This window comes from Rhodobacter capsulatus SB 1003 (genome assembly GCF_000021865.1).
Classification (GTDB): Bacteria; Pseudomonadota; Alphaproteobacteria; order Rhodobacterales; family Rhodobacteraceae; genus Rhodobacter; species Rhodobacter capsulatus_B.
This window is the reverse complement of sequence record NC_014034.1, coordinates 822809-842666: the sequence shown is the minus strand read 5'-3', so window position 1 is coordinate 842666 and position 19858 is coordinate 822809. Positions and strand designations below refer to the sequence as shown.

At 69.4% G+C, this 19858-nt stretch carries 14 protein-coding genes; 4 read left to right on the top strand and 10 right to left on the bottom strand.

Annotated elements, in window-relative coordinates; all coding sequences use genetic code 11:
- Positions 1-90 precede the first annotated feature (90 nt).
- The 6 genes from hypF to RCAP_RS03815 all read right to left on the bottom strand — a co-directional run bounded on the left by hypF (position 91) and on the right by RCAP_RS03815 (position 8267).
- On the bottom strand, positions 91-2310 hold the full coding sequence (gene hypF / locus RCAP_RS03840) for a carbamoyltransferase HypF (RefSeq protein WP_013066510.1): 2220 nt from the start codon (positions 2308-2310) through the stop codon (positions 91-93).
- Positions 2311-2362: 52 nt separating this feature from the next.
- Entirely contained in the window at positions 2363-3793 is a 1431-nt protein-coding gene (locus RCAP_RS03835) for a nickel-dependent hydrogenase large subunit (protein ID WP_013066509.1), read from the bottom strand.
- Positions 3790-4788: an NADH-quinone oxidoreductase subunit B family protein gene (locus tag RCAP_RS03830; RefSeq protein ID WP_013066508.1), complete on the bottom strand. Its 999-nt coding sequence runs from the start codon at positions 4786-4788 to the stop codon at positions 3790-3792. The genes RCAP_RS03835 and RCAP_RS03830 overlap by 4 nt, the downstream gene beginning before the upstream one ends.
- Positions 4785-6155 carry a sensor histidine kinase gene (locus RCAP_RS03825; RefSeq protein WP_013066507.1) on the bottom strand — a complete coding sequence of 457 codons (1371 nt, stop codon included), beginning with the start codon at positions 6153-6155 and terminating at the stop codon, positions 4785-4787. The genes RCAP_RS03830 and RCAP_RS03825 overlap by 4 nt, the downstream gene beginning before the upstream one ends.
- Before the next feature lie 73 nt (positions 6156-6228).
- Positions 6229-6774 (bottom strand): hydrogenase maturation factor HowW, encoded by a 546-nt coding sequence (locus RCAP_RS03820; RefSeq protein ID WP_013066506.1) that lies wholly within the window; start codon positions 6772-6774, stop codon positions 6229-6231.
- Entirely contained in the window at positions 6756-8267 is a 1512-nt protein-coding gene (locus tag RCAP_RS03815; protein WP_013066505.1) for a Ni/Fe hydrogenase subunit alpha, read from the bottom strand. Before RCAP_RS03815 ends, RCAP_RS03820 begins: the two co-directional genes overlap by 19 nt.
- A 1065-nt stretch (positions 8268-9332) precedes the next feature.
- Here RCAP_RS03815 and RCAP_RS03810 point away from each other — a divergent pair.
- Positions 9333-11270, top strand: coding sequence for a methyl-accepting chemotaxis protein (locus tag RCAP_RS03810; protein WP_013066504.1), 1938 nt, complete (start codon positions 9333-9335; stop codon positions 11268-11270).
- A 175-nt stretch (positions 11271-11445) separates the two neighbouring features.
- A complete protein-coding gene (locus RCAP_RS18280) occupies positions 11446-13788 on the top strand; it encodes a methyl-accepting chemotaxis protein (protein WP_013066503.1) in 2343 nt (780 codons plus the stop codon).
- Positions 13789-13798: 10 nt separating this feature from the next.
- Here the strand turns inward: RCAP_RS18280 and RCAP_RS03800 are convergent, their stop codons facing one another.
- Both RCAP_RS03800 and RCAP_RS03795 read right to left on the bottom strand, forming a co-directional pair.
- Positions 13799-14500 (bottom strand): alpha/beta fold hydrolase, encoded by a 702-nt coding sequence (locus tag RCAP_RS03800; protein ID WP_013066502.1) that lies wholly within the window; start codon positions 14498-14500, stop codon positions 13799-13801.
- Positions 14501-14611: 111 nt separating this feature from the next.
- Complete coding sequence (locus tag RCAP_RS03795) at positions 14612-15352, bottom strand: alpha/beta hydrolase (protein ID WP_013066501.1); 741 nt, start codon at positions 15350-15352, stop codon at positions 14612-14614.
- 152 nt (positions 15353-15504) lie between these two features.
- Here RCAP_RS03795 and RCAP_RS03790 point away from each other — a divergent pair, with 152 nt between their 5' ends.
- Positions 15505-16416 carry a DMT family transporter gene (locus tag RCAP_RS03790; RefSeq protein ID WP_013066500.1) on the top strand — a complete coding sequence of 304 codons (912 nt, stop codon included), beginning with the start codon at positions 15505-15507 and terminating at the stop codon, positions 16414-16416.
- On the opposite strand, the gene RCAP_RS03785 is transcribed toward RCAP_RS03790, so the two are convergent.
- Positions 16367-17038 (bottom strand): thiamine diphosphokinase, encoded by a 672-nt coding sequence (locus tag RCAP_RS03785; protein WP_013066499.1) that lies wholly within the window; start codon positions 17036-17038, stop codon positions 16367-16369. The genes RCAP_RS03790 and RCAP_RS03785 overlap by 50 nt on opposite strands.
- A 140-nt stretch (positions 17039-17178) precedes the next feature.
- On the opposite strand from RCAP_RS03785, the gene RCAP_RS19510 reads away from it, so the two are divergent.
- On the top strand, positions 17179-19566 hold the full coding sequence (locus RCAP_RS19510) for a hypothetical protein (RefSeq protein WP_013066498.1): 2388 nt from the start codon (positions 17179-17181) through the stop codon (positions 19564-19566).
- 46 nt (positions 19567-19612) lie between these two features.
- On the opposite strand, the gene RCAP_RS03775 is transcribed toward RCAP_RS19510, so the two are convergent.
- The gene (locus RCAP_RS03775) at positions 19613-19858 is read right to left on the bottom strand and encodes a DUF2842 domain-containing protein (RefSeq protein WP_013066497.1); all 246 of its coding nucleotides are present in this window, start codon (positions 19856-19858) and stop codon (positions 19613-19615) included.

The following is a 19858-nucleotide window of genomic DNA, read 5'->3' as shown; positions in this document are numbered from 1 at the left end:
CAGAAAAATTTTTCCTTGTTTTTCAATGGTGTGTGATTTTGTCACGTAAAAAAACCGAAAGTATTTTGACCGATTCCATTTCCACTTCGGTCAGTTGCTTTCCAATTTTGCCGCCGCGACAAGGGCCTGACCCAGGGCAAGGCCCCCATCGTTGGCCGGGATGCGGCCCTGCGTCAGAATGCCTTGATCGGCAAGGAAATTTCGCGTCATGGTTGCAAGTCTGGAATTCTGAAAACAGCCGCCCGTCAGCGCCACCGCCTCGGCCTGTCCGGCTTCGATCAGCCGCCGCGCTTCGGCGGCAAAAGCCTGCGCAAGGCTGGCGTGCAGCGCATGGGCGACACGGTCGGGGCGCTCGCCTGCCGCCAGAAGTTGAAACAGCGGCGCCGGGTCGATCGCCCCGCCGACGCAGGGCAGATCCGGCACCGGCCCGGTGTCGGCGGCCAGTGATTCCAGCCGCATCGCCGCCTCGCCCTCGTAGCTTTGGCGCATCGGACAGATGCCGAGACAGGCGGCGACGGCATCGAACAGCCGCCCGGCGCTGGACGACAGCGGCGCGTTGATCCCCTTGGCCGCCAGCTGCCGGGCCAGATCGCGCGGCGCCGCGGGGAAAAGCCGGTCGGCCAGATCGGAAAGCCCCGCCGCGTCAAGCCGCACCAGCGCATTGCGCCAGGGCTCGATCTGCGCCCGGTCGCCGCCGATCAGGGGCGCGGGTTTCAGCCAGGCCACCCGCTCGAAGCCCTTGTAATCGCCCAGCAGCAGCTCGCCCCCCCAGACCGTGCCGTCGGGGCCAAGGCCAAGCCCATCGAGCACGATCACCGCCACCTTGCCGCCGTCCTTGGGCCAAAGGTTCTCGCCCAGACAGGCGGCCAGATGGGCGTGATGGTGCTGCACGGCGATCAGCGGCACGCCAAGCCGCCCGGCCCGGGCGGCACCGTGGCGCGAGGCGCGGAAATCGGGGTGCAGATCGACCGCCACCGCCTGCGGGCGATGATCGAACAGCGCCGCATAATCGGCGTCGGCCTGCAGGAACGCCTCCCAGGTCAGGGCCTCGTCCAACTCGCCCAGGTGATGGCCCAAAAGCGCCTGGCCGGTCTTGATCAGGCACAGCGCCGCCTTCATCTGCCCGCCATAGGCCACGATCTGCGGCGCAGTCTCAAACCCCGGCGGCAGCGGCAGGGTGCCGGGCACCTGCCCGCGGGCACGGCGCAGCACCATCGGCGGATCGACGCGAACGACCGAGTCATCCAGCCGCCGGGCGATGGCGCGGTCATGCATCAGGAAGGCATCGGCAAAGGCCGACAGTTTTTCGCGCGCCTCATCGTTGCCGATCACCTGCGGCGCACCCGAGAGGTTCCCGGAGGTCATCACCAGCACGCCGCCAAAGGCATCCAGCAGCAGGTGATGCAGCGGCGTATAGGGCAGCATCACGCCCAGCTCGGCCATGCCGGGGGCAAGGGTTTCGGGCAGGCTGCCGCGCGCGGGCATCAGGACGATCGGCGCCGCGGGATCGCGCAGCGCGGCCAGGGCCGCGGGGCTGACCGCGACGATGCGCGCCAGATCCTCTTCGCGCGCCATCAACGCAAAGGGCTTGGCCGGACGGCGCTTCCTTGCGCGCAGCAAGTCGACGGCGTCAGCATTCGTCGCATCGCAGGCCAGATGAAAGCCGCCAAGCCCTTTCACCGCAAGGATTTCCCCGGCCTTCAGCCGGGCGGCGGCCAGACCGATCGCATCGCCCGGCAGCTCCGCGCCGCCCGCCTCCAGCCAGAGCCGCGGCCCGCAATCGGGGCAGGCGATGGGCTGGGCGTGAAAGCGCCGGTCGGCGGGGTCTTCATATTCCGCCCGGCAGGCCGGGCACATCGCAAAGGGCGCCATCGTCGTGCGGGCGCGGTCATAGGGCAGGCTTTGCAGGATGGAAAACCGCGGCCCGCAATGGGTGCAGTTGGTGAAGGCATAGCCGCGCCGCCGCCCCTCCCCCCGGATCTCCGCCAGACAGTCCGGACAGGTGGCGGCATCGGGCGTCACCCGCGTCTCGGCCCCGGCCGCGCCCGAGGCCGCGATCTGAAACCCCTCGGGCAGATCGTCGCAAACCGCCGCCGTCACCTCGACCGCATCGACCCGCGCCAAGGGCGGCGCCTGATCGCGCAAGGCCGCGGCGAAATCGCCCAGATCGCCCGCAACCCGGATCAGCACCCCCTCGGCATCGTTCAGCACGACCCCGCGCAGCCCGCGCGCCCGCGCCAATTGCCAGACGAAGGGCCGGAACCCCACGCCTTGCACCTGTCCGCGCACCCTGATCCGCCAAGCCTGCATTTCATCTTGCCTCAAATATCCCGGGGGTGTGGGGGCAGCGCCCCCACCGCGCTCAATGCACGGTGCAGACCATGCAGGGATCGAAACTGCGCACGACATGCTGCACCGCAACCGGACTGTCCTCGCCGGGCGCAACCGGGGCGCCGACCAGCGCCGCCTCCAGCGGCCCCGGCACGCCCGCGCTGTCGCGGGGGGAAAAGTTCCAGGTCGTCGGCGCGATGATCTGATAGGAGGCGATCTTGCCGCCCTCGATGCGCAGCCAATGGCCCAGGCTTCCCCGCGCGGCTTCGACGAGCCCCGCGCCCGCGCCCGTCTCGGGCATCCGGCCCTGCACCATGAAGACCGCCCCGGGGTCGAGCGCCGCCGCCCAGGTCTCCATCAGCAGCTGCGTCCGCGCCAGTTCCAGCAGCCGCCCGGCGACCCGCGCCAGCACGCCGCCCCCCGCCAGATCCACCGCCAGCGGATGGCCGTCGATCAGCTGCCGCGCCAGCGCCCCCACCTCGACCGGCTGCCCGCCCAGCCGCGGCGCCTTGCACCAGCTGTAGGCGCCCTCGCGCATCGTCTCGTCGGGGCGGGTGACGCCGTCAAAGGGATGCGCCGTGCCGCCCAGCATCCAGGCATGGCTGAGATCCTCGGCAATCGCCGCCATGTCCGGCGCCGTGACCGCCCCCGCCTGCCAGAGCCCCGGCGCGAAACCATGCCCCTCGGCCAGCGGATAGGCGCCGAAACTCAGATAGCGCCCGGCGCCGCGGCCAAGCCGGTCCAGGTCCAGATCGGCGGCGATTTCCACAAACAGCCCGGCATCGCCACGATCCCAGCGCAGCAGATCGGCGACCGAGGCAAGCACGACGAAATCTTCAAGCCGCCCGCCGAAAACCTGCGTTTCCAGATGCTTGCGAAACATCCGCAGCTCGGTCTGAATGCGCAGGATGTCGCGCGGCCCCGGCGTGCGGGTGACGCCACCCGGTTGCAGCGCCAGGGTATGCGGCCATTTCCCCGCCATCAGCCCCAGAATGTGCATCAGCCCCGAACGCGCCGCAATCGCCGCCCGGCCCGCCTGCCCCTCGATCGCGGCAAAGCGCGCCACCGCGCGCGGATACCACGGCCGGGCGGCGTAACAGGGCCGGGTGAAATCGGGCATGAAGAAGAGGTTGAAATGCACCAGATGGTCGGAGACATTTTCGACCGCATGAATGAGCGCGGCGAGCCACGCGCCCTGATCGGTTGGCGCAAGCCCCATCGCCGCGCCCAGCGCCCGCGCCGCGGCGGCCGATTGCGAGATCGAGCAGATGCCGCAGATCCGCGGCGTCAGCGTCAGCGCATCGCTGGGGGCGCGGCCCTCCAGCATGCGCTCGAACCCGCGGTAGAGCGGGCTGTTGACCCGGGCCGCGGCCACCCGCCCCCCGGCCAGATCCAGATGCACTTCCAGATCGCCCTCGACCCGGTTGAACGGGCCGACGACCAGCCGCGGCGTGTCGCTCATCGCCGCCCCCCGGGCTTGCGGATCGTCGGCGGCACGGTCAGGCGCGGGGCCACGGCGTTCTTCGCGATCCGCTCGGGCGTGGCGGCCTTGGACAGCGAGGCCAGCGCCATGAACCAGGCCTTCGGCATGTCGGCGGGCAGGCCCACCGGAATCCCCGCGACCTTCGGCGTTTCGGTGAAGGGGTGGCGGGGTTCCTCGAACTCCGGCGCGGTGCAGGCGATGCAGGGATAGCCGCCCCGGGTGCAGGAACCCTCGCCGTTCCAGGGGCGGATGTTGCAATCGCCCACGGCTTGCGTGCCGACGCAGCCCAGATGTTCCATCATGCAGCCCAGATCCGACAGCTGCAGCGCCGAGGCCTTGTATTCATAGAATTCGTTGCGCGGGCAACCATGATGCACCAGATGTTGTGCATAAAACAGCGGTCTGCCCAGCGCATCCAGATCCGCCGCGGCCAGGTGCCCGCGCGCCAGCAGCATCAGCGTCTCGGTCACCCAGCCCGGATGGGTCGGGCAGCCCGCGATATTCACCACCGGCAGGCCCGAGCGGGCGCGGAACTCGGCCGCCAGCACGCCCCCCGGATGCGCGCCCTCAAAGGCCAGCCCGACCGCATCCGACGGGTTCCCCCCGGCCGAGGTCACGCCGCCATAAGCGGCGCAAGAGCCCACCGCGACGACATGCCCGGCCAGCGGCGCCAGCGCCCGCACCCAGTCAAGCATCGACCGCCCGGTGCCCGAAAGCATCTGAAACCGCCCCGTGCCCATCGGCCCGCGGGCGATCGCCCCCTCGACGGCCAGACAGTCGAGCGCGATCTCGCCCGCTTCCAGAGCCTGCAAAAGCTGCCGCACCTCTCCGCCCGTGGCGAGGCTGAGCGCCGGATGCCACAGGAATTCCACCCCCGCCGTGGCCAGGGTGTCGATCAGATCGGGGGCCTCGGCGCAAAGCGCCGACATCGTGCAGCCGCCGCAGCCCGAGGCCTGCAACCACAGAACCTTCATGCCGGGTCCCCCGCCAGCGCCAGATCGAAGCAAAAACAGGCGCCGCCCAGCGGGCTTTCGGGCAAAAGCCGCAGCCGCCCGCCATGTTCCTCGACGATCTTGGCGCTGATCGAGAGGCCCAGCCCGGTGCCCTTGCCGACATCCTTGGTGGTGAAGAACGGGTCGAAAATCGTCGGCGCCACGTCTTCGGCCACGCCCGGGCCGGTGTCGGACACGACCAGCTCGCCCCGCCCGGCCGCGATCCGGGCCTCGATGCGGATGCGGCCGTCCTGAAAATCGCCCATCGCATCGAGCGCGTTCTGCACCAGATTCATCACCACCTGCTGGATATGGCCGGGCCGCCCGATCACCTCGAGCGCGGCAAGGCCGGTGAAATCGACCGCCACCGCGGTTTTCGAGCCGCGCCGCACCCAATCGGCCGCCACCCCGGCGGTGGCGACCAGATCGAAGACCACCTGCTCGCCGGTGCCGTCCGAGGAGAGCCGCCGCAGATCCTCGACGATGGCGCGGACCCGCTCGGCCCCGTCGCGGGCGCCGTCGATCGCGGTGCGCAGATTGCCGACCTCGCGTTCCAGTTTCAGGCTCTCGCGCAGGGCCACCAGCTCCTCGCGCGTCGCGCCCGCCTGCACCGCGGCGAAATAGGTCTCGAATTTCGCGGCGTAGCGCTCCATCGCATGGGCATTGGCGTAAACGAAGGAAATCGGGTTGTTCAGCTCATGCGCGACGCCCGCGAGCAGACGGCCCAGCGAAGCCAGCTTTTCGTTGCGCACCAGCTGCGCCTGTGCCGCGATCAGCGCCGCATGCGAGCGTTCCAGCTCGGAATAGGCCTGACGCAATTCCCCCAGCGGGCGGCCGGTCAGCACATAGCCGATGAGGCGATCCCGCTCGTCCAGCCGCGGGCTGACCGAAAGTTCCAGCGGCGCCGGACCGCCCGGACCCAGCAGGGCCGCCTCGACCGTGACCGGGGCACGGCGGTTCGCCGCCTCGGCCAGCACGCGATCAAGCCGCGGCCCCGAGGCCGGATCGAACAGCGCCGCCAAGGGCCGCCCCTGCCAGACCCCCGCCCCCTGCCCGGTCAGCGCCTCGACCGAGGCCGAAGTGCCCAGCACCTCCCCCGCGCGCGAGACGACGATCAGCGCATCCGAAACCGAGGCGAAGATCGAACCGAGATAAGAGCGCAGGTCTTCGAGTTCGTGGTTCTGCCGCTCCAGCCGTTCCTGATAATCGACAAGTTCCGCATAGGTGCGATCGACGGCCGAGAGCACATCGACCCAGACCGCATCGCCCGCCGCGTGACCGGGCAGCAGACCGGCCAAAGGGGCCGGATCGAAACGGGGCGGACTGTCCTTGACTGGCAGTCGGGGCATGGCGCGGCTCCGGTGGGGGCTGCCCCAGCATATCGGGCCCGAAGCCCGGCGCAAGGGGCCCGGCCCTGCGGGGTCACTCGGCGGCAGAGCGGCGATCGTCGCTGGCGGGGAACAGATCCTCGGCCGGGCCGGTCAGCGCCGCCTGCCAGCGGTCGATCCCGGGCCAGGAGAGGAGCGGGATCAGAAAGCCCCAGGCCTGCGCCAGATGCGCCCGGGCCGCGGCGCTGAGACCCTCTTCCAGCGCGAAGCTTTCGCCGCGCAGGCACAGCACGAAGGCGGGCGGCGGCTCGTCATGCATGACCTGGCGATAGGCTTCCAGAACCCCCTCGGGACCGATGCCAAGGCTGGTCGAGGGCCCGAGAAACCGGCGCGGCACCGCCTGCACGAAGGCAAAGGGCGCGGGCGTGCCCATCCCCGCATCGATGAACAGCGCCAGATCCTGACCGACCAGATCCAGCGCATGTTCGACCTGCAGCTGCACATCCTCGATCAGGGTGATGTGGCTCCAGCCCGCCTGGGCGATGCGCGCGGCCAGCCGCGGCCCCAGCGCATCATCGCCGCGGCTTTCGTTGCCCCAGGCAAAGACGACCAGACGCGGCCCTAGGATCGAACGCAGCATGACACCCCCCCGTCCGCGCCCCGGCGCAGCCCCGAGACGACCGCCCCCCCGGCATCGATCAGCTCGACCGACAGCGGCATCTGCCCCAGCGCATGGGCGGCACAGGACAGGCAGGGATCAAAGGCGCGGATCGCCACCTCGATATGGGCGAGCAGATCCTCGGTGACGCGGCGGCCGTCGCAATATTGCGCCGCCACCCCCTGCAGCGCCGCATCCATCGCCCGGCTGTTGTTGCGGGTGGACAAAAGCAGCGTGCAGCGGCGGATCCGCCCGGCCTCGTCGACCTCGTAGCGCTGCAAAAGCGTGCCGCGCGGCGCTTCGATCACGCCGACGGCCTCGCGCTGCGGGGCGCCGCGGTCGGCCATCAGATCGGTGCCCAGCAGCTCGGGATCGTCCAGAAGGTCGCGGATCAGCTCGGCCGCATGCAGCAGCTCGACCAGCCGGGCGCCGTGATGGAACACCGACCCCTGCAACGGCTTCCCGTCCCCGGGGGCGAGAAGCCGCTGCCGTTCGGTCTCGGCCTTCTCGGAGGTCAGAAGGTCGCAGACCTGCAAACGCGCCAGCGGTCCGACGCGATACCAGCCCGTCTCGGGGCCCAGCGCGCGCAGATGCGGCCCGCCCGGGCCGGAGGGCTCGGCCAGAACGCCGCGATAGGCCGCGGCGGGGACGGCGTCGAACAGCGTCGCCCCCCGGGCATCGCGGGCCCGCAGCCGGCCATCGTAGAAATCCACCGCGCCAGAGGCGCCGACCAGCGCCAGCAGGTTGCCGCCGGTCTCGGCCGGATGGTCGTAAAAGGCCGGGTTGGTGCCGTGCAGCCGTTCCAGCACCCGCAGCGCCCCCGCCGCCCAGTCGATCACCTGATCGACATCGGCGCGCAGCTGATCGCGGGCCGCGCGCGGCAGCGGGCGCCGCATGCCCCCGGGCACCGCCCCCGCGCCGGGCAACCGCCCGCCGGTGATCGCCCGCACCACCTCCTGACCGAAGCGGCGCATCAGCACCCCCTCGGTCGCCAGCTGCGGAAAGGCGCGCGCGACATCGACCAGACCGCGCCTTGCGGGTTCGCTGTCGAAGCCCAAAAGCAGGTCCGGCTCGGCCAGATGATAAAGCTGCACCGCATGGCTTTGCACGATCTGGCCGTATTGCATCAGCCGCCGCAGCTTTTCCGCCGTCGGCGTCAGCCGGTCATAACCCGCGATCCGGTCCATCGCCTTGACCGCGGCCAGATGATGGCTGACCGGGCACAGGCCGCACAGCCGTTGCACCGCCTCGGGGATCTCGGCGATCGCGCGGCCTTCCAGCAAGGTCTCGACGCCGCAAAGGTCCAGAAGGTGCAGCTGCACCTGCCGGACCTGTCCGCGCGCATCAAGGCAGATCGTGACCCTGCCCTGTCCCGCAGTCTCGCCGCGCGCGGGGCCCGGGCAGGCCGGACGGGCCACCGTCTCGACCGGGATCGGCGGCAGGCGCAGGGCGGGGGCAGTCTCGAGGGCAAGCATCGGGGCACTCAGCGGCAGCAGGCGGGGACAGCCCCGCGGGTCGAAAAAACAGAATCGGCAGAGCACAGGGCACGAAACAGCGGTGCCTGGGTCCGGTCGAGGGTCATGGAGAGGTCAGGCACGATCGCCGCGGTTCCTGTGGTCGGCGCGGGATCTCTCCCGCTGTCGACGCGATGGTTCGGGGGCCCTGTGTCCGACCCGGACCCCGTCGTCATCTTCCAAGATCTGCGGCCCTTCGCGGCCCGAACCTCTCCATCCTCCACCCTTCCCTTGGGATGGATCAAAATTGCGCCAGCACGCCGGGCGGGTCAAACGAATTGCCCGCTGCGTCCGAAAGCTTTTCAACGTGCTTTCCAAAGGGTTTCCGGGGCGGCGACAGCCCCGCCCCGGTCGCGCGCGCAGGTAAGGAAGGAATGCTGACCCTGATTTTGCCCCAAAGCCCCGATCCGGCGGACGGAAGCCCGGAACGCCGGGCATTTCCCGCAAAAGAGCGCCGAATTCGGGCATCGACAGGCCGATTCAGGCAACAGGCGGCCCCATCCGCACCGAAAAAAAGCGCTCCCGCGGGTCGAAAACACCCGCCCCGGTCGAAGATACGCCGTCGCTGGGTCCGGATCGGCCCTTTCTGAGGGTGCGAAATTCGACGCAGGGACACGCGCAAAAGGCGATTTTCGGCCCTGAAATGGCGGCCCGATCCGACCCTATCCGCGTTTTGCGTCGCCGCCATGACGGCCGGAAAACGAGGTCGCGATCAAAAATATTCCAGCGGATCGAAAAACTGGAAACCTTCTTGTCACCCGGCATTTCGGCGCGTCTCGCGGCCCGCATCCGGCGCCCCGAGTCCCGCGCCGCGGACGGCCGGGGGCACGCCATGGCGGCACTCTGGGGGGCACTCCGGGGGGCCTCCCACAGCCGCAACGGGTGTGGATCAATCTAAAACAAATCCAGAACTGTAAGAGAAAATTGACAGATGGCTGCCAGAGTGAGGGTTCCACTCGGCCCGTTCCCTGTCTTGTCGCGTACCGTTCCTGGCCAGGCTTTCACCTTCCCAGACCTCAAGGCCCCATGAAAAACAAATTCTTCGGTATTTCCGCCCGCATCTATGCGATCGTGGCCCTTGCCGCCGTTTCGCTCATCATCTTGTCCGAAACGCTGGTGCGTTTTGCGGGCTCGAACGCCTATGAGATGCGCGAACAACACCTCAGCGACGTCACCGACACCGCCATCGGCATGCTGATCGATCTGGAAGCACAGGTGCAAGCGGGCAGCCTTTCCGCCGACCAGGCCCGGGCCGAGGCGGCCCGCCGCCTGACCGCACTGCGATTCGACAAATCCGGCTATTTTTACGTGCTCGACCACAAGGGCGTGATGCTGGTCCACCCGACGATGCCCGACTGGATCGGCAAGTCGCAGATGGGCTACACCGATCCCTACGGCAAGAAGATCTTCGTGGAGATGGTCAAGATCGCCGAGACCGCGGGCAGCGGCGAGGTGCGATACCATTTCAAGAAACCCGACACCGACACGCCCGAGGAAAAGATCGGCTTCGTGCGCGATTTCGCCCCCTGGGGCTGGATCGTCGGCACCGGCTCCTATGTCACCGACATCACCGCGGCGCTGGCGCATCTGCGCAACGCCTCGCTGATCGCGATGGCGGTGGCGCTGGTGGCGCTGGGCGGGGCGGCGACGGCGCTGGCGCGCACGGTCACCGGGCCCTTCGGCGCGGTGAATGACCGGATGCGGCAGATGACCGGCGGCGACACCGAAAGCCCGGTCCCCTGCACCGATGCGCGTGGCGAAGTGGGCGAGATGGCGAAGGCGCTCGAAGTGTTCCGGGCCTCGCTGGCGGAAAAGGCGGAGCTGGAACGGCAACGCCGCGACCAGGAGGCCGAGATCGCCCGGGCCGAGGCCCAGGCCCGCGACCGCGAAGAAGCGCTGCGGCGCCGCGAACAGGAGGCCGAGGCGGAAGCCCAGCGCGCCGAAGCCGCCCGCCGGGCCGAACGCGAGGCCGAACGCCAGCGCACCGAGGCCGAGCGGGACGCGCAGATGCGCGAGCAGCTGAATGTCGTCTCGGCGCTGGCGCAGGGCCTGCAGGCGCTCTCGGCGGGCGATCTGACCGCCCGGATCACCGAAACCTTCCCGCCCGCCTACGAAGGGTTGCGCCATGATTTCAACGGCGCCATCGACAAGGTCGCGGGGCTGATCGCCTCGATCGTGCAGACGACCGATGTCGTCGAGACGGAGGCGGGCCAGCTCGGGTCGGCCTCGATGGAGCTGGGTCGGCGCACCGAGACGCAGGCGGCCTCGCTCGAGGAGACGGCGGCGGCGATGAACGAGATGGCGGCCTCGGTCGCGCAATCGGTCGAGGGGGCGCGTTCTGCGGCGCAGGCGGTGAACCGCACCCGGGCCACCACCGCCACCGGCCGCGAGGTGGTGCGGCAGACGCAACGGGCGATGGACGACATCGCGCAAAGTTCCGACAAGATCTCGCGCATCACCCATGTGATCGACGACATCGCCTTCCAGACCAACCTTCTGGCGCTGAATGCGGGCGTCGAAGCCGCCCGGGCGGGCGAGACCGGACGCGGTTTTGCCGTCGTCGCCTCCGAGGTGCGGGCGCTGGCGCAGCGGTCCTCGGAAGCCGCGCGCGAGATCGCCGCCCTGATCGACACCTCGTCGCGGCAAGTCGCCGCGGGGGTGGATCTGGCGGCGCGGTCCGACACCGCGCTGGGCGAGATCGAGACCCTGGTGACCGAGCTGGACGGGCTTCTGGACGGCATCGCCAGTGCCGCGGCCGAGCAGTCTTCCGGCATCTCCGAGGTGACGGCGGCGGTGAACCAGCTCGATCAGGTGACACAGCACAATGCCGCGATGTTCGAGGAAAATTCCGCTGCCACACAGGGGCTTTTGCACGAGGCCCGCATGCTCAAGGAGTTCAGCGCCGTGTTCCGCATCGCCGGTCGTGCGGGCGGCGCGTCCTGGGACCAGCGGATGGCGGGCTGACCGCGCCCCCCGGCCGCAGCGAAAAACTTCCCCCGGCCGAAGGGCCGGGGGCTCCCGCCGACAAGGCCGGATCCGGATTTCAGCAAAACAAACAAGTTTACCAATCCGCGCGCGACTTCACCGGACCTTAATTCCTTTGCCCGATTTTGCGGAAGCGATCTTTCGGAGCAACCGCATGGCACGCGCAGGTACATCCCGCAGCTTTCTGTCCTATCTGGTCCGCATGGGCCTCGTCATCATCGTTTGCACGGCGGCCGTTTTCGCCACAGTCTTTTATTCCGCACTCGTCGACCGCAGGGCCGAACAGCAAAGCCTGCAGATTTCGCGGCTGAGCACGGATCTGGCCACGCTGGAACGAACCTTGGCTTCGGCGCGCGACACCGAGGCGAAGTTCCGCATCGACCGCAAGGAATCCCGAATCGCGGATCATGCCGGGCAGATCGCCCAGGCCTCGGCGCAGCTCAAGACGCTGGTGGCCCATGAAACCGACCTCGGCCTTGCCGAAAGCGCAGGTCGGGCGGGCGCGTTGCAGGATCTGCTTTACAGTTACGAGGAAAACTTCGCGCTTTTTGCCGATACCCGGGTGGTTCTGGGGCTCAATGCCGATTCCGGGCTCGAGGGGCAGCTGCGCGCGGCCGTGCATGCCGCCGAAAAGATGGTGGGCGCGCTTGCCCTGCCGAAGGTCGAGGTGAGTCTGCTGAAGATGCGCCGGGCCGAAAAGGACTTCATCCTGCGCCTCGATCCGGCCTATATCGAGAAGCTCGACAAGGAAATCGAGACCTTCAAGTCCTTTCCCGAAACGATGTTCGTCTCGACGCAACACCGGGACCGGACGCTGGCGAAGCTGACGGAATATCAGGACGCCTTCCACCAATATGCCGACCTTGCGCTGCAGATCGATTCGATCATCCGCGCCTGTGACGACAGCTATGACGCGATGCCGCTGGCGCTTGCCGCGCTACGCGACGGCCTTGCGGCCGATGTCCAGCAGATGACGGCGGCGACCGATGCGGCGAAGATGCGCGGCTATCTCCTGATGGCCCTGGCGGGCGGGATCGGCATGCTGGTGCTCGGCGCCTCGGCGGTGCGGCTGTTCCGGGCCACGGTGACGCCGCTGCGCGCGGTGACGACGGCGGTGCAGGAACTGGCCGAGGGGCGGACGGACATCACCGTGCCCGAGACCCGGGTGGCCGAGGTGCGCTCGATCGGGGCGGCGCTCGAGAGTTTCCGGACCACGATCCTGGAACGACAGCGGCTCGAGGCGGAAAGCGCCGCCGCCGCCGAGCGGGAAGCCGAGGCCCGGATCGCCGCCGCCGCGCAGGAACGCGCGGAGATGGCGGAACGGGCCCGTCTGGCCGAGGAAGACCGCGCCGCCGCCGCCGCCGCCCAGGCGCGCGAACATGCCGCCGCCCAGGAAATCGCCGCCGTGGTGGCCGCCTGTGCCGAGGGCGATTTCTCGCGCCGGCTGCGCACCGACGACAAGACCGGCATCTTCGCCGATCTCTGCGCCGGGATGAACCGGATCGGCGAGGCGGCGGATGACGGGCTGACCGCGGTGCGCGTCGCGCTGGAACGTCTGGCCGAACGCGATCTGACCCATCGCATGCCGACGCGGTTCCACGGCGTCTTTGCCGAGATCGCGGAGACGATGAACCGCACCACCGAAAGCCTAACCGGCACGCTGGGCGACATTTCGGTGTCCGCCACCGCCGTCGACACGTCGGCGCGCGAAATCGCCGGGGCCGCCGACGATCTGGCGCGGCGGTCGGAACGCAATGCGGCGATGCTGGAACAGACCGCCTCGGCGCTGGAACAGATGTCGGCCACGGTCCGTTCGGCGGCGAATTCGGCGCAGACCGCCCGCAGCGCGGTGACCGAGATCTCGACCCGCGCCGGGGCCGGGCATCAGGTGGTGTCGCGGGCCGTCTCGGCGATGGACGAGATCAAGGCCTCGTCCGAGGCGATCGGGCGCATCCTGCAGGTGATCGACGACATCGCCTTCCAGACCAACCTTCTGGCGCTGAATGCGGGGGTGGAAGCGGCGCGGGCGGGCGATGCGGGGCGCGGCTTTGCCGTCGTCGCCTCGGAGGTGCGGGCGCTGGCGCAGCGGTCTTCGGAAGCCGCGCGCGAGATCGCCCGGCTGATCGAGACCGCGTCGAACAACGTCAATCAGGGCGTCGGGCTGGTGCATGATTCCGGTCAGGCGCTGCGCGAGATCGTCGCCGGGGTCGAGGATGTGGCGCAAAAGATCGCCGAGATCGTCACCGCCTCGCAGGAAACCGCGACCGGGATCACCGAGATCTCGAATGCGACGACGGAACTGGACCGCACGACGCAGCAGAACGCCGCCGTCTTCGAAGAGACCAATGCCGCGGTGCGCTCCCTGCAGGGCGAGGCGACGGCGCTGGCCGAGGCCGTGGCGACCTTCCGGCTGCAGCGCGAGGAAAGCTGGGCGCCGCGCGCGCCGGTGGCCGAGGAGCCCCGTCCGGCGCTCTTCGTGTCGCGCCGCAGCGCCTGAGCCAAGGGGCTCAGCGCGGCGCGTCGAGCCAGTCGCGCAGCGCCTCGGTGACCAACAGCGGCTGTTCGAGCGGCGCCAGATGACCGGCGCCGGGGATCAGCCGGAACGCCGCCTGCGGCATGAGTTCCGCCAGGAATTCATGCCGCCGCGGCGGGCAGATCGTGTCGTATGCGCCGCAGATCAGCAAGGTCCGCACCCGCAGGCTGCGCAGCGCGCGCTGCTGATCGGGGCGGCGCATCAGGGCGCGGGACTGGCTGGTGAACAGCTCCGGGCCAAGCGTTCCGGCCATCTCCAGAAGCATCGCCTGCACCTCGGCCCGGCCCTCTCCGGGGGCCAGCGCGGCGGCGGGGATTTCTTCCAGCATCACCTCGTCCAGCCGCCCGGTGCGGGCGCGGATGATCCGCGGCTCGCGGCTGGCCGCCTGGGCCGGGGTCTCGGCCAGCGGCGAGACGTCGATCAGCCCCAGTCCCGAGACCCGCTCGGGCACCCGGCGCGCCACCTCCATCGCGACCAGCCCGCCCAGCCAATGCCCGACAAGCGCGAAGCGCGGCGGCGCAACCGCAAGGACATGCTCGGCCATCTCTTCGACCGTCGCGCCGGAAAGCGGCGCGGCGATCACTGCGCGATCGGCCGAAAAGGCAATGATCTGATGCCAGTAGAGCCGCGCATCACACATGAAGCCCGGCAGGAAGATCAACGGATCGGCAGACATGCTCACCCCAGCGACGCGCAGTTTCGCGCTTTTCGGCCTAGCTAGCGCGAAGGCCGGGCAAGGGCAAACCCCCGCCGCGCACAGATCCGCGACCGGGGTCAGATCGGCGGCTCAGAGCGGCGCGACCTCGTCGATCGCCGCCTTGATCAGCGCCAGATTGTCGGGGGCCGAGAAATTGTGATCCGCGCCCTTCACCAGCGTCAGCCGGATATCGGGGCCCGCGGCATGGTGGAAAAGCTTCACCGCCCAATCGGGCGGCACGGCGCGGTCCTCGGAGCCCTGCAAGAGCCGCGTCGGGAAGGGCAGCGACAGGGGGCTGCGCAGCACGAAATGGTCGCGGCCATCGACGATGAACTTGCGGCTGATGCGATAGGGCACCGGCCCGCCATGGTGCAGATCGAGATAGCCCTGCTCCATCAGCTGTGCCTGCTGCTCGGGCGAGAAACTGGCCCAATAGCCGTCCTCGGTGAAATCGGCGGCCGCCGCGATCGTCACCAGACCCGCGACCTTCTCCGGGCAGTCGCGCGCCAGCAACAACGCCAGCCAGCCGCCCATCGAGGAGCCCACCAGCACCTGCGGCCCCTCGGCCAGGTTCAGCAGAACAGACCGCGCGTCCTGATACCAGTCCGCGATCGAGGTTTCGGCATAGACCCCCGAGGATTGCCCGTGCCCCGAACAATCAAAGCGCAGAAAGGCGCGGCCGGTATCCCCCGCCCAGGCATCGAGCGCGGTGGCCTTGGTGCCGGTCATGTCGGAATGCAGCCCGTGCAGGAACATCACCCCCGGTCCCTTGCCCGGACGGCGGTCATAGGCGATGCGGCGGCCCTCGGGGCTGTCGAAGAAATCGGTCATGGCGGTCTCCTGTAAGGTCGGGCCTGAAGCTTTCGGCAAGCCTACCCCCCAAGCGCGCCCGCCCTCAACCCGGCAATGCGGATCGCGGCAAATCGCCCGCCGCCCGTCGTTTTCAGGATGGACGCCCCCTGCCCCGCAGGCTAGGCGAAAGCATGAGCCATCAAGACCGTATCCTGCCCGGCATCCTGCTGATGCTTGGCTTTTGCATCATCGCGCCGCTGATCGACGTCGCCTCGAAACTGGCCGCGCAAGCCGTGCCCGTCGGCACCGTCACGCTGGGCCGCTATGTCGCGCAGCTGCTGTTGATGGTGCCGATCGTGGCGCTTCTGGGCCATCCCTGGGGCATGAGCCGCCGGGCGCTGGCGCTGACCTTTGCGCGCGCCGCGGTCTCGGTGCTCTCGACCTATTCCTTTGTCGCGGCCGTGCAGCACATGCCGATCGCCGATGCGCTGGCCATCGCCTTTGTCGAACCTTTCGTCATCCTCTTCATCGGCCGCTTCGTGATGCACGAAGAGGTCGGGCCGCGCCGGATCGCCGCCTCGGTCGTGGGCTTCATCGGCGCGCTCTTCGTGATCCAGCCGTCCTTTGCCGTCTTCGGCGTCGTCGCGCTCTATCCCTTGGGCACGGCGGTCGGTTTCGCGCTTTACATCCTGCTGACGCGGGCGCTGTCGCGCCACATGCATCCGGTGCCGATGAACCTGCACACCGCCTGGGCCGCCATCGTGATCCTGATCCCGATCCTGGCGCTGGGCGGGCAATTCGACATCGGCCAGGTCCGGTTCGAGACGCCCGAGGGGATCTTCTGGCTCTGGTGCTTCTGCGTCGGGCTGGCCTCCACCGTCAGCCACATGTCGATGAGCTATGCGCTGAAATACGCCCCCTCCTCGACCCTGGCGCCGCTGCATTATTTCGAGATGCTGACGGCGACGCTGTTCGGCTATCTGGTCTTCGGCGATTTCCCGAATGCGCTGACCTGGGTCGGCATCGGCATCATCACCGCCTCGGGGCTTTACATCATTCACCGCGAACGTCTGGCGGCAAAAGCGCGTGCAGCACGGGGCTGAGCTGATCCTTCGGCAGCAGCACCAGCATCGGGCCGTCGATCTCGAGCGTCACCGGGCCCGTCACCGCGTTCGAGGTGCCGGTGCGGCTCTCGGGGGCGAAAGCGAGCCCGTCGATCGGCCAGCGCAGCCCGGTCGAGCGCCCGGAAGCCGGTCCCATCGGATGCAGCGACAGCCGCGTGCCCAAGGGCAGATCCAGCGCCAGCCGGGGGGGGGCGCGAAAGATCACCTCGTCCTCGGCGATCAGGATCACGATCTGCCCGGGCCGCGTGGTCAGTTCGGTCAGCGCCGCCAGCGTGTGATCAAGCCGCAGCCCGGTGAAGCCAAGGCAGAGATAGAACCGCGCCGCGACCAGCCGCAGGCATTTGCCGAAATCGGTGCTGTCCTGTTCGGCCACCGGATGCAGCCGCCCGGCCAGCGCCGCCCGGCCCGCCGCCGAGAGGCTGTCCATGTCGCCGATCACCGCCGCAGGCATCAGACCCAGCGCCAAAGCCCGGTCGGCGCCGCCATCGGCCGCCACCAGCACTGGCGCGATCGTCAACGAATTGGCAACATCGGCCGGAGCGGCGATTCCCCCGCCCAGCAGCGTGACCCCGCCTTCACAATGGACAATTTCCGCATTCATGGCATGATTGATGATGATTAAGGCAAAGCCATGCAACCGATATCGCTAAAATTCCCTGCATTTGCCCTATTTCGTTCACCGGAAAGCACCAGTTCCCAAGCATGGTGAACGCAATGAGGTTCAGGAGAGGCGAAACGCCCATGGTTGGAGCGAGCAAGATCTTAACCGTCTCCTACGGCACCTTCTCGTGCACGCTGGAGGGGTTCGACGAACCCTTCACGACGATGAAGGCGATTGCGGAATATTTCCGCGATCTGGCCGCGGAAGATCGGTATTTTGGCGCCGAGCCGCCGCAGCCCGACGCCGAGATGCTGCATCGCATCGCCGAGCGCGAAATGGCGCGGCGGGTCGATGCGAAGATCGAGAAGAACGGCGTGATCCTGCGTCCGGGCGAGGCGGCGGCGCGGGAACCGGCCCCTGTCGTGGTGGCGATGCCCGCCGGGACGCCCGTTGCCGGGACGCCCGCGGCCCCCGTCGCGGCGGCCCCCATCGCGGCGCCCCCCGAGGTCGGCGGCGATCCGATCAGCGAATCGGTGGCGGCGAAGCTGCAGCGCATCCGCTCGGCGGTGGCGCAGGCGCGCGCGGCGCAGGGACCGGCAGAGCCCGACGCGGATCCGGACCTCGCCCCGAGCGCCCCCGTCCAGACCGCCCCCGTCCAGACCGCGCAAATCCCCGAGGCCGAACCTGTGGCCGCAGCCGTGCCCGAAGCGGAGACCGACCCCGGGACCGAGGCGATCGCCGCGCCCGAGGATTTCGGCTTCGCGCTGGACATCTCGGGTCCGCTGCGTGCGGAGGATCTGGCGGCAGAGGAGCCGGGCGCCGAAGCGCCGCCCGCCGCGGTGACGCAAGCCGCCCTTCCCGATCCGGCCCTTGACAGCGAGGACGAGGAGGAAGACGAGACCCCGGGCAGCATGGATCCCGAAAAGATCGAGCGCATGCGCCGCCGTGCCGAACGCCGCGCCGCCCGTCAGGTGCAGGCCGAGGCGCAGGGCACCGCCGAGGATGCGGCCGAACCGGCGGCCGAGGCCGTGTCGACGCCCGCCGCCCCCGAGACGACTGCGCCCGAGACGACCGCGCCCGAGGTTGCGGCAGCGCAAGCCGCGGTCGCGCCCGAGGCGCCCCGTCCGGTGATCCGCGCCCGGGTGATCAAGCTGCGCCGCGCCGAGCCGCTGGCCGCCGCCGCGCCGGTGCCCGCCCCCGAAACCGCGCCCGCAACGACGCCCGAAGCCGCATCCGTCGCGGACCCCGCCGCCGAGGACATCGACCGGATGCTGGCTTCGGTCAGCGCAACGATGGCCGAAGCCGCTGCCCCCGAAAGCCCGGCCGCGCCGGAACCGGCGGCGCTGAGCCCCGAGGCGGAAGCCGAGCTGATGGCGGAACTGGCCGCGCTGACGGAAAATCTGGGCGATGTCGATTGGGGCATCGAGGGCTGGAGCACCGAAAGCGCCGAAGCCGAAGTCGCCTCTGCCCCCGTCGCCCCCGAAGCCGTCCCCGAACCCGCCCCCGAGCCCCAGCTTGCGGCCGAAGCCGCGCCGGAGCCCGAGGTCGAAATCGAGGCGCTGGTGGTCGAGCTGGACCCCGAGCCGGAGGAAGAGGCCGCCGCCGCTTCTGCCGTGCCCGAAGCGCCCGCGGCGAAGAAACCCGAGATCGACATCGACGCGCTTTTCGCCGAAGACACGCCCGCGCCTGCCGCCTTCACCGTGGTCACGCTGCCGCCCGACGCGCCGCCGCCCGGTGTCGCCGAGCGCCGCACCCATCCGGCCGAGCCGCTGATCCTGCCCGCGCGCCCGGCCGCGAAAGTGCCGCCGCTGCCCGAAGGCGACCTGCCGCGGCTGCTGGAAAAGGCCGATGCGCAGATGGCAGGCAACGAGAACCGGCGCCGGATTTCGGCGATCGCGCATCTCAAGGCCGCGGTGGCCGCCACCGTGGCCGAACGCCGGGCCGGCACCGAAGAGGCGCAAAAGGACGAAACCGCGCCCTATCGGCAGGATCTGACCCAGGCGGTGCGGCCGCGCCGTCCGGTGCTGCCCGCGGTCGGCGAAAGCCACCATCAGACCGCCGCCCGCCCCGAGGCACGCCCGGCGCCGCTGGTGCTGGTCTCCGAACAGCGCGTCGACCGCGCCCCCGCAGAGGCCGTCGCCAAGGCGCAGGCGGTCCGTCCGCGCCGGATCATCGCCGCCAGCCTGACGCAGGAGCCCGCCCCCGAGGCCACCGACGACGAGATCGAGCTGCCGCTGAGCCCCGAGGAAGCCTCGAGCTTTGCCGAATTCGCGCAAAGCCGGGCGCCGCAGGGTCTGGCCGAGCTGCTGGAAGCCGCCGCCGCCTATACCGCGCAGGTCGAGGGGCGGCCGCATTTCTCGCCGCCGCAGATCATGAGCAAGGTCTCGGCCGTGGGCGACGCCAGCTTCAGCCGCGAAGACCGGCTGCGGATGTTCGGAACCTTGTTGCGTCAGGGGAAGATCGCCAAGGTGAAGCGCGGCCAATACGCGATCACCGAGGCGAGCCGGTTCTATCAGGCCCGCGCCTGAAACCGGACGACGCGATGCGGAAACGGAGGGGCTCGCCCCTCCGTTTTCATTTCTGTTCAGGCGGTTGCGCGTCCGGATCGGGTTTGCCGACGCCGATGAAGACGGGCTTCATCGGCGCGATCCAGAGAAAGCCCAGTCCCACATAGACCAGCACCGATCCCCACCAGGGCAGCCCGCCCCAGCGCGCCTCGGCCCAGGCGACGGCGGAAACCGCCGCGACGATATAGGCGGGCAGGCCGACGACCAGAACAAAAAGCGCCAGACGGCGGCGGGTCTTGTAGGGGATCGGCAC

What these genes read in the sequence shown, in the direction of transcription:
- hypF (WP_013066510.1), bottom strand. Translation starts at nt 2,310, where the DNA reads ATGCAGGCTTGGCGGATCAGGGTGCGCGGACAGGTGCAAGGCGTGGGG.
- RCAP_RS03835 (WP_013066509.1), bottom strand. Translation starts at nt 3,793, where the DNA reads ATGAGCGACACGCCGCGGCTGGTCGTCGGCCCGTTCAACCGGGTCGAG.
- RCAP_RS03830 (WP_013066508.1), bottom strand. Translation starts at nt 4,788, where the DNA reads ATGAAGGTTCTGTGGTTGCAGGCCTCGGGCTGCGGCGGCTGCACGATG.
- RCAP_RS03825 (WP_013066507.1), bottom strand. Translation starts at nt 6,155, where the DNA reads ATGCCCCGACTGCCAGTCAAGGACAGTCCGCCCCGTTTCGATCCGGCC.
- RCAP_RS03820 (WP_013066506.1), bottom strand. Translation starts at nt 6,774, where the DNA reads ATGCTGCGTTCGATCCTAGGGCCGCGTCTGGTCGTCTTTGCCTGGGGC.
- RCAP_RS03815 (WP_013066505.1), bottom strand. Translation starts at nt 8,267, where the DNA reads ATGCTTGCCCTCGAGACTGCCCCCGCCCTGCGCCTGCCGCCGATCCCG.
- RCAP_RS03810 (WP_013066504.1), top strand. Translation starts at nt 9,333, where the DNA reads ATGAAAAACAAATTCTTCGGTATTTCCGCCCGCATCTATGCGATCGTG.
- RCAP_RS18280 (WP_013066503.1), top strand. Translation starts at nt 11,446, where the DNA reads ATGGCACGCGCAGGTACATCCCGCAGCTTTCTGTCCTATCTGGTCCGC.
- RCAP_RS03800 (WP_013066502.1), bottom strand. Translation starts at nt 14,500, where the DNA reads ATGTCTGCCGATCCGTTGATCTTCCTGCCGGGCTTCATGTGTGATGCG.
- RCAP_RS03795 (WP_013066501.1), bottom strand. Translation starts at nt 15,352, where the DNA reads ATGACCGATTTCTTCGACAGCCCCGAGGGCCGCCGCATCGCCTATGAC.
- RCAP_RS03790 (WP_013066500.1), top strand. Translation starts at nt 15,505, where the DNA reads ATGAGCCATCAAGACCGTATCCTGCCCGGCATCCTGCTGATGCTTGGC.
- RCAP_RS03785 (WP_013066499.1), bottom strand. Translation starts at nt 17,038, where the DNA reads ATGAATGCGGAAATTGTCCATTGTGAAGGCGGGGTCACGCTGCTGGGC.
- RCAP_RS19510 (WP_013066498.1), top strand. Translation starts at nt 17,179, where the DNA reads ATGGTTGGAGCGAGCAAGATCTTAACCGTCTCCTACGGCACCTTCTCG.